This window comes from Salinibacillus kushneri (assembly GCF_900111405.1).
GTDB lineage: Bacteria > Bacillota > Bacilli > Bacillales > Alkalibacillaceae > Salinibacillus > Salinibacillus kushneri.
The window spans coordinates 103,558-118,314 of the sequence record NZ_FOHJ01000009.1 but is presented as its reverse complement, the minus strand read 5'-3'; the positions used below and the strand labels follow the sequence as shown (position 1 = coordinate 118,314).

At 36.2% G+C, this 14,757-nt stretch carries 20 protein-coding genes; 15 read left to right on the top strand and 5 right to left on the bottom strand.

The genetic code is table 11. From position 1 onward, the window contains the following. Positions 1 to 132 precede the first annotated feature (132 nt). The 3 genes from ctaG to BMX63_RS13265 are packed head-to-tail and all read left to right on the top strand — an operon-like array spanning position 133 to position 2,044. Complete coding sequence (gene ctaG, locus BMX63_RS13275; RefSeq protein WP_093136518.1) at positions 133 to 1,029, top strand: cytochrome c oxidase assembly factor CtaG; 897 nt, start codon at positions 133 to 135, stop codon at positions 1,027 to 1,029. 33 nt (positions 1,030 to 1,062) lie between these two features. Next, a complete protein-coding gene (locus tag BMX63_RS13270) occupies positions 1,063 to 1,518 on the top strand; it encodes a DUF420 domain-containing protein (RefSeq protein WP_093136516.1) in 456 nt (151 codons plus the stop codon). A gap of 22 nt (positions 1,519 to 1,540) precedes the next feature. Further along, complete coding sequence (locus BMX63_RS13265) at positions 1,541 to 2,044, top strand: GNAT family N-acetyltransferase (RefSeq protein WP_177167311.1); 504 nt, start codon at positions 1,541 to 1,543, stop codon at positions 2,042 to 2,044. A gap of 148 nt (positions 2,045 to 2,192) precedes the next feature. Here the strand turns inward: BMX63_RS13265 and ytvI are convergent, their stop codons facing one another. Both ytvI and BMX63_RS13255 read right to left on the bottom strand, forming a co-directional pair. Beyond that, complete coding sequence (gene ytvI, locus BMX63_RS13260; protein WP_342733021.1) at positions 2,193 to 3,260, bottom strand: sporulation integral membrane protein YtvI; 1,068 nt, start codon at positions 3,258 to 3,260, stop codon at positions 2,193 to 2,195. A 129-nt stretch (positions 3,261 to 3,389) separates the two neighbouring features. After that, the gene (locus BMX63_RS13255; RefSeq protein ID WP_093136513.1) at positions 3,390 to 3,767 is read right to left on the bottom strand and encodes a YugN family protein; all 378 of its coding nucleotides are present in this window, start codon (positions 3,765 to 3,767) and stop codon (positions 3,390 to 3,392) included. 186 nt (positions 3,768 to 3,953) lie between these two features. Between BMX63_RS13255 and BMX63_RS13250 the strand changes: the two genes are divergently transcribed. From BMX63_RS13250 to BMX63_RS13225, 6 genes are all read left to right on the top strand, one after another. Further along, complete coding sequence (locus tag BMX63_RS13250; protein ID WP_093136511.1) at positions 3,954 to 4,385, top strand: CBS domain-containing protein; 432 nt, start codon at positions 3,954 to 3,956, stop codon at positions 4,383 to 4,385. A 113-nt stretch (positions 4,386 to 4,498) separates the two neighbouring features. After that, entirely contained in the window at positions 4,499 to 5,581 is a 1,083-nt protein-coding gene (locus BMX63_RS13245; protein ID WP_093136509.1) for a CAP domain-containing protein, read from the top strand. Positions 5,582 to 5,660: 79 nt separating this feature from the next. Next, complete coding sequence (ylbD, locus tag BMX63_RS13240; RefSeq protein ID WP_093136507.1) at positions 5,661 to 6,053, top strand: spore coat protein YlbD; 393 nt, start codon at positions 5,661 to 5,663, stop codon at positions 6,051 to 6,053. 12 nt (positions 6,054 to 6,065) lie between these two features. Further along, positions 6,066 to 6,305, top strand: coding sequence for a YlbE-like family protein (locus BMX63_RS13235; RefSeq protein WP_093136506.1), 240 nt, complete (start codon positions 6,066 to 6,068; stop codon positions 6,303 to 6,305). 106 nt (positions 6,306 to 6,411) lie between these two features. Beyond that, the gene (locus tag BMX63_RS13230) at positions 6,412 to 6,852 is read left to right on the top strand and encodes a YlbF/YmcA family competence regulator (RefSeq protein ID WP_093136504.1); all 441 of its coding nucleotides are present in this window, start codon (positions 6,412 to 6,414) and stop codon (positions 6,850 to 6,852) included. A gap of 43 nt (positions 6,853 to 6,895) precedes the next feature. Beyond that, entirely contained in the window at positions 6,896 to 7,171 is a 276-nt protein-coding gene (locus BMX63_RS13225; protein ID WP_093136563.1) for a YlbG family protein, read from the top strand. 55 nt (positions 7,172 to 7,226) lie between these two features. On the opposite strand, the gene BMX63_RS13220 is transcribed toward BMX63_RS13225, so the two are convergent. After that, complete coding sequence (locus BMX63_RS13220; protein WP_093136503.1) at positions 7,227 to 7,610, bottom strand: DUF7147 family protein; 384 nt, start codon at positions 7,608 to 7,610, stop codon at positions 7,227 to 7,229. A 434-nt stretch (positions 7,611 to 8,044) separates the two neighbouring features. On the opposite strand from BMX63_RS13220, the gene rsmD reads away from it, so the two are divergent. Together rsmD and coaD are read left to right on the top strand one after the other, a co-directional pair. Further along, positions 8,045 to 8,599, top strand: a complete 555-nt coding sequence (gene rsmD / locus BMX63_RS13215) for a 16S rRNA (guanine(966)-N(2))-methyltransferase RsmD (RefSeq protein ID WP_093136501.1) — start codon at positions 8,045 to 8,047, stop codon at positions 8,597 to 8,599. Between the two features lie 13 nt (positions 8,600 to 8,612). Next, positions 8,613 to 9,104, top strand: coding sequence for a pantetheine-phosphate adenylyltransferase (gene coaD, locus BMX63_RS13210; RefSeq protein WP_093136500.1), 492 nt, complete (start codon positions 8,613 to 8,615; stop codon positions 9,102 to 9,104). Between the two features lie 170 nt (positions 9,105 to 9,274). Here coaD and ylbJ read toward each other — a convergent pair whose 3' ends face one another. Further along, positions 9,275 to 10,474, bottom strand: coding sequence for a sporulation integral membrane protein YlbJ (gene ylbJ, locus BMX63_RS13205; RefSeq protein WP_093136498.1), 1,200 nt, complete (start codon positions 10,472 to 10,474; stop codon positions 9,275 to 9,277). Positions 10,475 to 10,650: 176 nt separating this feature from the next. On the opposite strand from ylbJ, the gene BMX63_RS13200 reads away from it, so the two are divergent. Together BMX63_RS13200 and BMX63_RS13195 are read left to right on the top strand one after the other, a co-directional pair. Further along, positions 10,651 to 11,436 (top strand): patatin-like phospholipase family protein, encoded by a 786-nt coding sequence (locus BMX63_RS13200; protein ID WP_093136496.1) that lies wholly within the window; start codon positions 10,651 to 10,653, stop codon positions 11,434 to 11,436. A 2-nt stretch (positions 11,437 to 11,438) separates the two neighbouring features. Continuing rightward, positions 11,439 to 12,455 (top strand): SepM family pheromone-processing serine protease, encoded by a 1,017-nt coding sequence (locus tag BMX63_RS13195; protein ID WP_093136495.1) that lies wholly within the window; start codon positions 11,439 to 11,441, stop codon positions 12,453 to 12,455. A gap of 33 nt (positions 12,456 to 12,488) precedes the next feature. Here BMX63_RS13195 and BMX63_RS13190 read toward each other — a convergent pair whose 3' ends face one another. Then, on the bottom strand, positions 12,489 to 13,727 hold the full coding sequence (locus tag BMX63_RS13190) for a nucleotidyltransferase (protein ID WP_093136493.1): 1,239 nt from the start codon (positions 13,725 to 13,727) through the stop codon (positions 12,489 to 12,491). A 262-nt stretch (positions 13,728 to 13,989) separates the two neighbouring features. On the opposite strand from BMX63_RS13190, the gene BMX63_RS13185 reads away from it, so the two are divergent. After that, the gene (locus BMX63_RS13185; protein ID WP_093136492.1) at positions 13,990 to 14,505 is read left to right on the top strand and encodes a YceD family protein; all 516 of its coding nucleotides are present in this window, start codon (positions 13,990 to 13,992) and stop codon (positions 14,503 to 14,505) included. 38 nt (positions 14,506 to 14,543) lie between these two features. Further along, positions 14,544 to 14,717 carry a 50S ribosomal protein L32 gene (rpmF, locus tag BMX63_RS13180; RefSeq protein ID WP_093136490.1) on the top strand — a complete coding sequence of 58 codons (174 nt, stop codon included), beginning with the start codon at positions 14,544 to 14,546 and terminating at the stop codon, positions 14,715 to 14,717. The last annotated feature ends 40 nt before the right edge of the window (positions 14,718 to 14,757 follow it).

Sequence of the window (14,757 nt, the reverse complement as noted above, 5' to 3'; positions counted from 1 at the left end):
CCCCTTGTATTTTATGACCTCTTGAATGATAGATTTGTGACAGTTGTTTGACTTATGTTTAATTCATTTAGGTAACAATGAAAAATCAGTTATAATAGGGAGACAGACATTTAAAAATGGAGTGACATACAAATGTGGTCTAAATTACAAATATTTGGATTTCAAGCATTATGGAGTCCTTATTTTCTTCTTTACATAATTGCATTAGGGCTTATTTATCATGTGCTCACAGGCCCTTTGCGTCATAAATTTGGTGCGAAAGATGAAGAGGTGCCATCCGGAAAACAAAAAGCGATGTTTTATGCTGGATTGATTTTATTATATATTGTGAAAGGAGCTCCTGTGGATTTACTTTCACATATTTTGCTTATGGCCCACATGATTCAAATGGCGTTATATTATCTCGTGTTCCCTATTCTTATGATTAAGGGAATTCCAGCATGGATTTGGAGAAAGGTTTTTGGAGTAAAGGTTTTAGGTTTTATTTTAAATATATTAACAAAACCACTTGTGGCTATTTTACTTTTCAATTTCATATTTTCTATTTACCATATACCATTTATACTGGATTTTTCAAAGTCTTACCAACTCGCCCATTCCAGTATAACTATCATCATTTTGTTTACTGCATTTTGTATGTGGTGGCCCCTTTTGTCACCTTTAGGGGGACATCAGATTGCAAAACCGTTTGGAAAAATCTTATATATTTTTGGAAATGGAATGCTAATTACCCCAGCATGTGCGTTAATTATTTTCTCAGGGGAGCCAATATATGCCACATATTCTGATATTCAGGCCTGGACAAATGCTATGAGTCTATGTGTTCCGACAGATGTACTTAATGGGATATCCCTGGGTGGACCACAAGTCATAACCAAAATAAGTATTCTATATGATCAGCAAGCAGGTGGCATCATCATGAAAGTAATGCAGGAAATCATTTATGGTACCGTATTGGCAAAAGTATTTTTTAAATGGTTTAAAAATGAATCAAGCAGAGGAATTGATCCTATTCCAAACCAATCCTAAACATTCAAAAGAACAATAGGGAGGAAAATTTATATGGAAGTCTTACCTACTTTAAGTACATTATTTATCGTCATTTCAGCCATTTTAATTGCCATTGGCTGGATTTTAATAGCCAAGAATAAACGAAAAGCACATAAAAGGGTCATGATAAGTGGTGCGATTGCTGCTTTGGCTTTCTTTATTATTTATATGTCAAGAACGATTTTTATTGGGAATACTTCGTTTGGTGGACCAGATGATATAAAAATTTATTATACAATTTTCCTTGTTTTCCATATCTTTTTAGCAACTTCAGCGGCCATATTTGGGATTGTTACACTATATTTAGCTTTTAAACGTAACATTTCCAAGCATCGAAAAATAGGACCGATTACAAGTGTGATTTGGTTTTTCTCTGCTGCTACAGGCGTTGTAGTTTATCTTCTTTTATATGTTATTTATGATGGTGGACAAACAACTAGTATGTTAAAGGCTATTTTTGGTTTTTAACAGCTTCATGGGGGTATGAGTGGTGTTAATCTCAGCGCAGGAAATTTCTATACGGGCCGTTACAGAAAAGGATGCAGAATTATTGCTACGTAACCCCTTGAGTTATGCTAATACGTATAATCTTCATTTACCTAATAATTGGCCATATCACAATTTAAGTGCCCATTTACCTCTTTATCATGATTTATTACAGAAAGAGAGACATAATGAAGGCTACGGCCCTTGGATTATTAGCGCTGAAGGAAACATAGTAGGGGATATTTCCATACAATCTCCGCCAAATAAAAAAGGGGAGATATGGATTGGTTATTATATTTGTCCCGGAGAACGGCTAAAGGGATTCGCTACGAAAGCGATTAAACAATTATGTAATTGGGCCCTTTCACAACATAAGATTAAAACCATTTATGCCGAGTGTATACATACGAATAAACCATCCATACATGCCTTAAGAAGAGCAGGATTTGTCTGGTATGATTGTTATCAGGATATTGAAATTTATAAACTTAGGGAAGACGAAAAATGAGCTATCTCGTTAAATGAGATAGCTCATCTTTATATAGGGGCTTGCTGCCAATAATTTGGACTAGACCATTCCACATTTCTAATGTTCAGCTCAGGCTCCAAGGTCTGGGTGGACATAAGACCTAAACAGTCGCCTTCACTTTTCCTTACTAAATCTTAATGTTCCATTTAATGATTCCGGCTTCGCGTGCTGAATTGTAGGCGATGACCATTAGTGGACCTATGATAAAGCCTAGAATTCCGATTAGTTTAAGGCCTAAGTACATGGCAATGAGCGTAACGAGCGGGGAAAGTCCAATGTGTCTTCCCATAACTTTTGGCTCTACTGTTCTTCGGATGGCTAGAAGGATAATGGCTAACACGCCTAATTGTATACCCATAACAACATCACCGATTATTAACATATAAAGCGACCATGGCCCCAATATAATAATTGATCCGATAATGGGTATGAAGTCAATCAACCAAATGATGATCGACATTATAATGGCTACGTCTGGTGCAATATACCAAAGTCCCAGCAGGCAAACTGTAAAAATGATGATACTTACTAAAAATTGGGCTTTAAGAAATCCTACAATTACATAGGAAAATCGTGCACTCATAAAGCTCATTTTTTCAGCCGTTTTTTCTGTCATTAGTCCATAGGCATTCTTCTTTAATTTAGGAAGTTCTAACATAAATAAAAACAGAGCAATTAAATAAACGAGAAAACTTACAAGGTATTGTGGTACTTTGGCCACAACTCCAGCAATATTCTCTATGGTAATGGTATCATTAATCCTTTCGCGAATACCTCCAATATTTTTATGTAATGTAGTCATCACTTCGTCTACAAAGTCTTCCGGCATTCCTTGAGTAAAGGTATTCATATCTGATTCAAAGTCATTGATGACATGTGTAATATTATTGACATAATTAGGTGCATTTTCTGTAAGTTTAACCAGCTGTGCAACTGATTTTGTGGTTACGTATGTACCTATTGTGGAAATAATTAACAAAAACATAATAAATATAATGATCACACTAATTTTTCGACTGATTCGAAATTTAAATCGTAAAAATCGAACAAGTGGGTTTAAAATGAAAGCTGTGAGCAATGCAAGGATGAGTGGGACAGCAACAGGTAATACAAAAATGATGATGAGTAAAGCAATGATGGAAAGAATGATTTTGGTCCACTGTCGTTTGGTTAATTTATTGAACAATTTCAGCATGTAGCTCCCTTCTAGAAAAACTCTCCTTTTAATATAGCATATAAAAAGGTTTTTGAACATTAATAACGTGTAAATATTAACCATAAAAAGGCTATTGAATTGAAGCGTTTCAATAGCCCTAAATGTTATTTATGCATTTTCTTCCACTTTAAATTCATCGATGTACTCTTTTACTTTTTTAAGGATTTGATTTGATTTTTGAACGATATTATCCGGAAATTCCTCACCATCACCGTACTCAACACCATGAGGGTAGTAATGCTTTCCTAAAAGAGGTGTCAATAATTTAATGACAGCATTTCCACGGTCAACATCACCTTCAATTGCATGACCTTGAACTCTTAAGTAGAAAGTTACATTTTTTTCATTCGTTTCCATTTTATAATCGTATGTAACACGTTCGTAATCCCAGCCAGATGCACGTATGAGTCCGGCTTTTTCCATTAAATGATCTAAAGGTTTAAGGTTTACAACTGAGTCTTCAATACCATGTCCTTCTAATTTCATATAGTTCACCTCTATTTTACTTTTTCAATCTAAATCCATCATAGTAAAAAATGGTTCATTAATCAATTCATTCAATGGAAATCCCCATTTTTTCATAAATATATGTAACAAAATGGACACAATAATAAAAAGAAGGACAATATATTTGTCTTTACACTATCAAGAATTTTTTAAGGAGGACGTTACATGAAATCAATACGTGACATTATGACTCGCGATGTTTCAAGCTGCAGCCCGGATGATACACTTTATGATGCTGCGATGAAAATGAAGGAATTGGATGTTGGGGTTATTCCCGTAACTGATAATCAAAATCATCTTATGGGACTTGTGACAGACCGTGATTTAGTGCTTCGTGGGTATGCAAATAAAAAATCAGAATCCACTAAAATACAGGACGTCATTAGTGATGATTTATATTCTGTTTCCCCAGAAACTGACGTACAAGAGGCAAGTCAGGTTATGGCTGAGAAGCAAATAAGACGTTTACCAGTTGTGGATAATGGGGAGCTAGTCGGAATTGTCTCTCTAGGGGATCTATCATTAGAGAAAAAATCTGACCATGCCGCTGGGGTTGCTTTAAATGAAATATCAGAAAAAAGGGATGAACTGCATTAAGTCAGAAAAACCGCCGTTAAGGGCGGTTTTTTTATATTCAATTCTGCCATATCGAGTAGTATTCGTGTATAATTTTAGATAAAATGGCGTATAACGGAAGTGGAGGGGAAGTGATGATGAAGAAATTTATTGGTATTGTTTTCATAGCTATCGTTATTTTTTATATATTGGAGCAACGCCCTGGAGTTATGGAAGAAGTAAAGGAACTCCTTTTCACTGTCAAAGAAGACATTTCTCAAACGGAACAAGATATAGGTGACTTTAAAATCGGAAAACCACAGCCAGAGGATATATCGTCTGATAAGGAATATGATGGAAGGCTGTTTCATCTTTTTTCAGCTGATCAATCTTCCATAATAAAAACCTTAGGTGAGCCAAATCGCAAGGATCCTACACCATTTGGCTATCAATGGTGGATTTATGAAGACCTGGCTGGTCAATATATTCAAATAGGAATGAAGGAAGGAAAAGTTGTTACGATTTTTGCTACTGGTGAAGAATTATCAATTGATCCCATTTCTATTGGGGATTCATATGAAAAAGTAAAAGAGCATTTTCCTGTTCAATCAAAGGTTGAATTAGAATTATCCAAAGGAAGCTACCAATTTCAATTAAAAGATGAAGAAATGAAACGAAATCCTCTGGTAAAACTTTCTGATAATCGATTTATGCAACTATATTTTGACACCTTTACCAATCAGTTATCCTCAGTGAGGATAATGAATCCTGATACTTTGTTGTATTTAAAACCATATGCCGTGAAATATAGAGGGGATTTACCAGAGATAACTAATTCAGAAGTGCAATGGAAAAAAATAGAAGCGGGACGTGAAAAGCAAATTTTTTCGATTAGTAATGAAATACGTAAACGCTTTTCGCTTGAAACATTTACCTGGGATGAGCCTGTCTCAGAAGTAGCTTTTTCCCACAGTGAAGACATGGCTAAGAATAATTATTTTTCTCACTATGCGCCAAATGGAGAAGGGTTACAGGACCGGTTGAGTGAGCAACAGATCAAATATTTATCAGCTGGTGAAAATATCGCTGCCCAATATCCTGATGCAGCAGCTGCAGTAGAGGGCTGGCTAAATAGTAAGGGACATAGAGAGGCATTGCTTAATAGAGACTTTACACATTTGGGAACAGGCGTCTACAGAGATTATTACACACAAAATTTCCTGCAAAAATTACAATAACTACCCGGTACACATGCACAAATGACAAAACGTTAACATAAATTACTTGTAGTTATTTGTGCACAGGTGGTGAAAGCAAATGTCCAGTTTGCACCCGAAGGTGGAACAATTTAAGTCGTTTGTTGAAAAACATCCGAAGTTAATTGAACATGTACGAACTCAGAAGGGAAGCTGGCAAACTTATTATGAAAAATGGTTATTGTATGGGGAAGAAGATGCCTATTGGAATCAATTCAAAGATGAAGGAACAAAAGCCTCAAGCAAGGAGAAACAGGTAAAAAATCAGGAGTTGTTTAGCAAGTTATCGAATATGATGAACAATATGGATTTGAATAAGCTCCAGGATCAAATGAATCAATTAAGTGGAGTTATATCAAATGTTCAAGGTTTGATACAGCAATTTCAACAGCAAAATTCTGGATCCAGCTGGTCGCAAAACCGGCCCGACCCTTTTAAATTTGGGAAAGATTAAGGAGGGAATCTTGTGCAGGCAAATGTATATCAATATTTGACGAATCGTCCTGAACTCCTGCATTTTGTTCGAATGAACCCTTCCTGGTATCGTATTCTGACACGATATCCGGAACGCGTCGTGTTGTTGGAAAATTCCTCTAAATCTTTTTATGGTCAGACATTCTCTCAAAAAATGGGAAAATTAAATGAACAGTTAAACCTTTTATCTATGCTTTTATCTATGTCAGAATATTTGAACCAGGACGCTTAACATAAATAACTAATGTTTATTTCTGGAGTATAAGACCTGTAAAAAATAGGAGGAAAAGATTTTCATCTCCCGTTATATTTGATATGATAAAAGTGGAGGTGGAATCATGATAGCCACAATGGAAGTTGTTGACATATTAGATAAATCCGAACATATCGGTCAAATGGTTTTACAATCAGAGACTATGCATCGTTTTGAAGAAGCTAAACATAAATTAGAGCAGGATGAAAAAGCTCAGAAGCTAATCGCCGACTTTCAGGATATGAAGGAGAAATATGAAGAGGTTCAGCGATTTGGTCGTTATCATCCTGATTATAGTAAAATCACGAAGGAAGTAAGAATGGTAAAGCGTGAAATGGATATGCATGAAACCGTTGCCTCTTATAAAAAAGCTGAAACAGAATTACAAGCACTCTTAGATGATATTAGCGGTATTTTAGCTGAAGAGGTCAGCTCAACTATTAAGGTACCTAGAGACGGAGCTGTGTTTAAAGATAAAGGTGGATGTGGCTGCGGTAGTGGCGGATCCTGTGGCTGCGCATCTTAAGTTAAACCAACATTATAAATTGAAAAACAATGAGGAAGATCATATGTTTATAAAAAGACAAGGCGTTTTTGTATGGGTGAAAAACATAAAAAATGGACGTAAACTCCGAAAATTTGGTCATATCATTACAATGTCGAAGAGGCAAAGATATGTCTTACTTTATGTCAATCAGGATGAAGTAGAAGATACATTGGAGCAAATACAAAAGCTTCCTTTTGTCGTGAAAGCTGAACCATCATATAAACCATTTATTCGCACTGAGTTTCAAAAAGTTAAAACAGATGAAACAAAAGAAAAAGAATATAGATATGGATTTTAGAATATAAAAAGTTCCCGGTTTATTTTGACCAGGGAACTTTTTACTTTTACACGAATTAAAAGCTCCTCTCTAATCGTGGCAAATAATGATTGGTTCGTAAAATCCCTATTAAATGTTGAAAGTATAACTCCTGCTCATTAAATTTCTTCGAGGGAGAAACGGTTAATTCAATCAAATCATGATGAAGCTCTTCAGCTAAATCCTTCCATAAATCATAGCGTTTACTGGGAACGGGAACACCCTCTAAGCAAATATATATAGGCTGAAATTTTCCAGGATTTGTAGGCTTCATAATTAAAACCAATGATGTTTGATTACTATCATCAAATGGATGTAAAACTAACATATACTCTACTCGCTCGGGCATTGCTTTTGCTATATTCATTAATTCATATAGATCTGAATAGCCGTTTCCTAACGGGATTAATCGTTGAATCATTAGCATACACCTCTTTCTTGTTAAGTCTATTATCTAATGTAGCATGAAAAACGACAAAATTGAACATTTTGATGTGTCCGAATGGATAAAGTAAAATATGCTGCCCGGGTCTGGACAGTTCCTTCCGCTTTTCTCCAAAAAAAATGCCTGCAGATATGTATCCGCAGGCTCTCTTTGTTTCACAACAAAGAGATAAAAAAGGGAGAGGAGAAACCGGAGGAAGAACTTATGGGGAAACGTAAGCCTTCTCCGTTTTAGAACGAATTTTATTTCGTTCTCATTTATCATTGTGACCAGTGAAGAAACAACTTATTCATTTTACATCAAAATTTTTTTAGTTAACGGAAAAGATGCCATTGTAGGTCATATATGGTAGCATATACATACATTCATTCATAAAGGATTTTAATGACTACTAATGGAGTGATGTCAACATGCGGGTTATTTCTGGTACATATAAAAGTCATCCTTTAAGGACCATTTCGGGTAAAAATACAAGGCCCACTACAGACAAAGTGAAGGAAGCTATTTTTCAAGTTATCGGACCTTATTTTGAAGGCGGAATAGGACTAGATTTGTTTGCCGGTAGTGGAGGTCTGGGGATTGAAGCTATTAGTCGTGGGGCGGATAAGGTCCTTTTTATTGATAGCCATCCAAAAGCAATTCAAACCATTCATGAAAACATAAACAACTTAAAAATAAAGGATCAGACAGAAGTGTACAAGAATGATGCTTTTCGTGCATTAAAGGCTGCCTCTAAACGCGGCCTTGTATTTGACTGGATTTTTCTTGATCCCCCTTATAAACGTATTTCCTTTGAAAAGTTATTTAAGGTAATCTTTAATTTGGGAGTTGTTCGTAAGGGAAGTATTCTTATATGTGAACATTCAACAGATGATATATTACCAGATAATTTCAAACGATTGGAAATGGTAAAGACGGAGGAGTATGGGAGTACAATTTCCGTTAGTTTATTTGAAGTTAAATAGGGAGGAATGAAATATGGCAAAAACAGCTATTTTTCCAGGCAGCTTTGATCCAGTAACCTATGGTCATATTGATATCATTGAACGTTGTGCTAAACTCTTTGATTACGTCATTGTAGGAGTATTGCATAATCAGGCAAAATCTCCTTTATTTACACTGGAGGAAAAGAAGGAGATTTTGATTTCGGTAACATCGGAGTGGTCGAACGTTACAGTGGATGCATCTAAAGGTCTATTAATAGATTATGCGAAGGAAAAGAATGCTAATGTTATCATTCGCGGTCTACGTTCTGTAAGTGACTTTGAATATGAGGTTCCTCAGGCCATTATGAATAGAAAATTGGATAATGAAATTGAAACATTCTTTATGATGACGAAGGATGAATACCAAGCGATAAGCTCAAGTTTAGTAAAGGAAATTGCGAAGTTTAATGGAGATATATCAAATTTTGTTCCTGCTATCGTTAGCGAAAAAATGAAACTAAAATTAAATAGTTCATTTGAATGAGTCTAGAACAAAAGTTTTTATAGACTCTGTTAAACATAGGTATTGATTTCCTCTCCAGTGATTCTCTTTCTGCGGGCGGTTCGGGATCCCCATGGGCGTATGCCTCCGGGGTCTCCCGCATACCAATCTTTCCGCAGGATAAGGAAAGCTTCGATGATTATATTCCAGCCTCATTCTTTTCTTCTTCTATGAAATATAATTAGGACTCCAATTAATAAGGTTAACAGAGTAAGCATCGGTCCATAATGCTGGAAGTATTGCAGAAGTTCTGCCCAGAAAGAATGGGTGTTCACATAATCAGAAACAGGTATATCCCCAGTTGAAGCCTGCTTAGCATCTGAATAAAGTGGTTTAAATAAAATGAGAGCTAAGAGACTTGCAAAAAAACCATGTAAAATCCTGCCTATAAAATAGGGGAAAAAGCGAATGTCTGTTTCAGCTAAAATACTAGCAACCTGAGCTTGTACAGATAGGCCATTAAATCCCAGTACAAAACAGACAATCACAATTTGCTGTAATAAAGTAGCTGTAGTTTCGGAAGTCATTTGAGCACCTAAAGTAATTTCAAACATGCCGGCGATAAATGGAATAGATAGCACATCAGGTAAACCAACGATAGAAAAGATAAACTGTAAAAATTGACCAATAAAAGGTGTAATATTAAGTGAAAATAATAATCTGTTAATAACGGAAAAAATAATGATAAAGCCACCAATCATCATTAACGTCTGAATGGAATTTATAACAGAGTCACCTAATATTTTCCCAAACGGTCTATTATCTTTTAATCTTGTTTCATGTAATTCTTCAAAAGCTCTTTTGATGGAAAGAGGCTGCTTCAGTCTAGGATGATATTCTTTTTTTCCATAAAAACGCATGCAGATTCCAACAAAAAAATTGCCTACATAGTGACATACAGCCAGGAGAATCCCTAATTGCTCATCATGAAAAAATCCAATAGATATGGCAGCGATAATAAATAAAGGATTTGAAGCATTTGTAAAGGAAACAAGCCGTTCAGCTTCAGTTTTTGAAATTTGTTTTTCCTGTCTTAGTCTAGCCGTTAATTTTGCGCCGGATGGGTATCCACTAGCCATTCCCATAGCCCATACAAAGCTTCCGGCCCCTGGTACGTTGAACAGCGGACGCATAAAAGGCTCGCATAAAACACCAAAAAATCGAACAACACCAAAGGCTATTAAAATTTCTGCTGTAATAAAAAATGGGAGAAGTGATGGAAAGACGATTTCCCACCACAAACTAATTCCGCGCTGGGAAGCTTCAAGTGCTTCTTTGGGATTTTGAATAATGGCTATCCCGATGAACAGAGCTCCAGATGCTAGGAGTATAGATTTTAATTTTCCATTCATGAAGTTCGTCCTCCTGCAGGGTTTAATATAATATTCTGTACGAATAATCATTGGGGTAGTAAAATGAAAGTGAAGTAATGTTAGCCATCGTTCGTACAAGCACTTCTATACAATATACGCTCATGATTAGGTTTGTTATGCATAATATGTTTAAAAAGCAGCAAAGGGTGGTTAACTTGGGAAGGCCTAAAATAGGTCTAGCACTTGGATCAGGTGGAGCTAGAGGTTTTTCTCATCTAGGTGTACTAAAGGTACTAGAAGACAGTCACATTCCAATTGACTATATTTCCGGAAGCAGTATGGGTGCTTTAATCGGTTCTTTGTATGGTGCCGGTCAATCCATTGACCATCTTTATCAAATGGCAAAGTACTCCCGGAGGAATTATTTTCTTGATGTTACAGTATCTAAACTGGGATTTTTCCAGGGGAAGCGAATTGAAGAGTATGTTCGTTTATTTACATATGGAAAAAAACTTGAGGATTTTTCTATTCCTGTTAGTATAATAGCAACAGACTTACATTCAGGGAAAAGAGTGATATTTACAGAAGGAGATGCAGCGAAAGCGGTACGGGCCAGTGTCTCCATTCCCGGGATTTTTGTACCTGCCGAAATAGATAAGCGTTTACTTGTTGATGGGGGAGTTATAAAGCGTGTTCCCATTACGGCTGTACAGGAAATGGGAGCGGACATTACCATTGCAGTAGATTGTGCTCATTATACCCCAAGTACTGAGGTGCATTCGATATATGACGTCATTATACAAAGTATCGATATTATGCAGAATGAAGTTGTAAAAGTTAAGGCAACTAATGCTGATATCATGTTGAGACCAGATGTGTCTCGGTTTAGCTCGCGAGCATTCAAAAATATTTCAGAAATTATTCAAGAAGGCGAAATAATAGCGCTGCAACACATCAATTTTATAGAAAATAAGATGAACAACTGGAAGGAGAACACGTAAACATGAAAAAACGATCAACCCAATTAGCCGTCACGGCCATTGTTCTTGTTATTATCGTATTTCTCACTACCTATCAGTTACCCTACTATGTATATCAGCCGGGTAATGCATCGAAATTAGACCCAATGGTATCGGTGGAAGACGGATATTCCAGTAAAGGAGATATGCATCTTGTGACTGTACGGGGAGGACAGGCAACACCAGCCTATTATTTGTGGGCGAAGTTTCACCCCTATTTTCAAATTCATCCGATAGAGGACATTCGACCAGAAGGAATTAGTCAGGAAGAGTATAATCATATCCAAATGGAATATATGGATTCCAGCAAAAATCAAGCGATTGCCCTCGCATTCCAAAAAGCTGGTTTAGAAGTATCATATAAAAATGATGGGGTTTATGTTTCGTATGTTGAGGATGACATGCCAGCCGGTAAAGTTTTTGAAACAGGTGACAAAATTGTTTCCGTAGACGGAATAAAGGTGGATGAGTCAGAGGAATCCGTGGAGTATGTTACCCAAAAAGAAGAGGGAGAAACGGTAAATGTTGTTTTAATGCGAAACGGTGAAGAAATAAAAGATGATATTAAGCTTGCTCCTTTTCCGGATGATCCAGATAAAGTAGGGATGGGTGTTGGTCTCGTAACCAAACGTAATATCGTTACAAATCCTGAAGTCAAGATTAACAGCCGTGAAATCGGAGGCCCTAGTGCTGGTTTAATGTTTAGTCTGGAGATTTTTGACCAATTGACAGAAAAGGATTACACAAAAGGAAAGCAAGTTTGTGGAACAGGAACTATAAATAATGATGGTGAGGTTGGAAGTATAGGTGGGATTGATCAAAAGGTAGTAGCTTCTGATAACGATGGCTGTAACATCTTTTTTGCGCCGAATGAGGGTGGACGAGAGAACTCAAATTATGAGGTTGCTACGGAAACAGGGAAAAAGATAGATACGAATATGGACATTGTTCCCGTTGATACGTTTCAGGATGCAATTGAATATTTGCAGGAGTTACAATAATGTTTAATCAAATATAGAGGGGATTGACAAAGGTCAATCCCCTCTATTTTTGGTGATTGATGATAAGTAGATAGGTGGACCTACCTCCCGTTTACGCATATCGATTTGTGTGGCCCGTTGTAAAGGGAGATAATAAGTATCCGCAGCTTTCTCTTCGATGTCCAAAAAAAGATGATCTCCTTGTTGAAGCTGTGAGAGAAGGGGGAGTTTCATATTCTTTTTTTGGGTATGTAAATAGGCACGTCCCTTTTCTGTCATGCCTAATATTCGTGTATAGGGGAGCTCATCTAATGTTTGAATAGCTTCTACATCACGTTTTGATGTATTGGTTAACAAATGTACAAACATTCTTTGAAGTCTTGTCCATGTATATCGCTTTGTTTTTATTTGTTTCATCCAATGCTGAAAGGATTGGGCATATTTTGCTGTTTTCTTCAGTCGATACTCTAATCCCTCCTCCATTCCATGTATTGTACTTAAACGTGTAATGCTTTCTGTCATAACCTTATATTGTAAATAGGGAAAATAGGGTTCCCAATGATGAAAAATTCCTGTTTTATGCTTATAATCCATGAGGGATTGATATGTACTAGCTGGAATCGTTGATTGGACTTGAGGATGGATGTCCATATTTTTAAGAATTTCTTTTCTTATACTTGTAGCACTCGCAATATTCTGTTTGATTTCCTGGTCATGATAACCGCTTTTTGTTCTGCGAATCGTTTCTGGTTTAATATCCTTATTTTCATCATAGATAGCCTTTACATAGCTAAATCCCAATATATTATTTGGTTGAGTAAGATCCAGGGCACCTGTATTTAAATCAATCATATCATAGGCTTTTCGACTTGCTTCAGGAAAGGAAAACCCTTTATTTAAGTTCTCCTGGAGTTCGCTTTCAAAAGTTTTCTCCTGATTTTTGTATTGTTGATATGATTGAATAAATGGCTGAATATCTCCTTGTTCACTGCCAAAAACAACTGTATTAGTATTTAAACTTGCAAGCGTTAAAATAGCTCCTTTTGCAAACAAATCAGCATGTTGTACTGCGAATACATAAGGCAGTTCCAGAACAACATCCATTCCCGTATTTAAGGCAGCTTCAGCACGATGCCATTTATCAATAATGGCTGGTTCCCCACGCTGCAAAAAGTTACCGCTCATAACCCCAATGACAACATCAGAATCTGTCTTCTTTTTGGCTTCCTCCAAATGATAAACATGACCATTATGAAATGGATTATATTCAACGATTAAACCACAAGCCTTCATTATCAAAATACTCCCTTACAAGTTTTCTAACTCTATTGAGAAGGAATATACAGGAAAAGTCAAGCTTGAAGTGAATTTTGTGATGTTGGGTTAACTGTTTATCTTGAAGGCTGTTTGAAGCAACTTCCTTTTTATTTCTCTATGTAATCTTTCAATCAAATTGGAATACAGTCCTGGAATAAGATTATCCTGTTAAGAAAAAATATTGACAAAATGTGCTTTTCCTTTTAAAATAACTCTTGTTGCCATGAGGTGATGTTTCATGAAAATTTCGATTCAAAAAATTAAAGCAAAGTCACCTCTTCCATTAGAAGAAGATGTGGACGTAACTGAATTGGAAGAGTTGAACAACGACATTCGTAAAATTCCACCCGTTCATGTACAAGGTGAGGCAACATCTCAGGGAGATCAGATTACTTTTCAATTAACGATTTCCGGAATGATGATATTGCCTTGTGCAAGAACGTTAGCAGATGTGGAGTATCCTTTTACGATTAAGGCTGTTGAAATGTTTTCGACTTCTCCTTATCATAAAGAAGGAGAAGATGAAATACATGAAATTCATGGAGAAGTGCTTGACTTAACGCCTTATATTAAGGAAAATATTTTATTAGAAGTCCCTTTGCAAGTATTTGCGGATAATGTGAAAGAGAAAACTGTGGATGAAGGCCAGGGATGGAATCTGGTCGATGAAAATTCCAGGAAAGAGCAAAAAGTCGATCCCCGGCTTGCAAAGTTAAATCAGTTTTTTGATGATTCATCAAGTAAGAAAAACTGATCGTTGTTTTTTTTGTTATATTTAAGGAGGTGTAACACATGGCAGTACCAAAGAGAAGAACTTCTAAAAAGAAAAAGAATCAACGCCGTACACATAAAAAACTACATGTACCAGGTATGGTAGAATGCCCAAACTGTGGTGAATACAAAAAATCTCACCATGTTTGTGCTTCATGTGGACATTATGATGGCAAAGAGGTTGTTGAAAAATAAAGAACAGCAAAGAGGGTGCCTTAAAAAAGGCATCCTTTTT

What these genes read in the sequence shown, in the direction of transcription:
- BMX63_RS13270 (WP_093136516.1), top strand. Translation starts at nt 1,063, where the DNA reads ATGGAAGTCTTACCTACTTTAAGTACATTATTTATCGTCATTTCAGCC.
- BMX63_RS13195 (WP_093136495.1), top strand. Translation starts at nt 11,439, where the DNA reads ATGAAAAAACGATCAACCCAATTAGCCGTCACGGCCATTGTTCTTGTT.
- rpmF (WP_093136490.1), top strand. Translation starts at nt 14,544, where the DNA reads ATGGCAGTACCAAAGAGAAGAACTTCTAAAAAGAAAAAGAATCAACGC.
- ylbJ (WP_093136498.1), bottom strand. Translation starts at nt 10,474, where the DNA reads ATGAATGGAAAATTAAAATCTATACTCCTAGCATCTGGAGCTCTGTTC.
- rsmD (WP_093136501.1), top strand. Translation starts at nt 8,045, where the DNA reads ATGCGGGTTATTTCTGGTACATATAAAAGTCATCCTTTAAGGACCATT.
- BMX63_RS13220 (WP_093136503.1), bottom strand. Translation starts at nt 7,610, where the DNA reads ATGATTCAACGATTAATCCCGTTAGGAAACGGCTATTCAGATCTATAT.
- ytvI (WP_342733021.1), bottom strand. Translation starts at nt 3,260, where the DNA reads ATGCTGAAATTGTTCAATAAATTAACCAAACGACAGTGGACCAAAATC.
- coaD (WP_093136500.1), top strand. Translation starts at nt 8,613, where the DNA reads ATGGCAAAAACAGCTATTTTTCCAGGCAGCTTTGATCCAGTAACCTAT.
- BMX63_RS13190 (WP_093136493.1), bottom strand. Translation starts at nt 13,727, where the DNA reads ATGAAGGCTTGTGGTTTAATCGTTGAATATAATCCATTTCATAATGGT.
- ctaG (WP_093136518.1), top strand. Translation starts at nt 133, where the DNA reads ATGTGGTCTAAATTACAAATATTTGGATTTCAAGCATTATGGAGTCCT.
- ylbD (WP_093136507.1), top strand. Translation starts at nt 5,661, where the DNA reads ATGTCCAGTTTGCACCCGAAGGTGGAACAATTTAAGTCGTTTGTTGAA.
- BMX63_RS13250 (WP_093136511.1), top strand. Translation starts at nt 3,954, where the DNA reads ATGAAATCAATACGTGACATTATGACTCGCGATGTTTCAAGCTGCAGC.
- BMX63_RS13230 (WP_093136504.1), top strand. Translation starts at nt 6,412, where the DNA reads ATGATAGCCACAATGGAAGTTGTTGACATATTAGATAAATCCGAACAT.
- BMX63_RS13225 (WP_093136563.1), top strand. Translation starts at nt 6,896, where the DNA reads ATGTTTATAAAAAGACAAGGCGTTTTTGTATGGGTGAAAAACATAAAA.
- BMX63_RS13185 (WP_093136492.1), top strand. Translation starts at nt 13,990, where the DNA reads ATGAAAATTTCGATTCAAAAAATTAAAGCAAAGTCACCTCTTCCATTA.
- BMX63_RS13255 (WP_093136513.1), bottom strand. Translation starts at nt 3,767, where the DNA reads ATGAAATTAGAAGGACATGGTATTGAAGACTCAGTTGTAAACCTTAAA.
- BMX63_RS13245 (WP_093136509.1), top strand. Translation starts at nt 4,499, where the DNA reads ATGATGAAGAAATTTATTGGTATTGTTTTCATAGCTATCGTTATTTTT.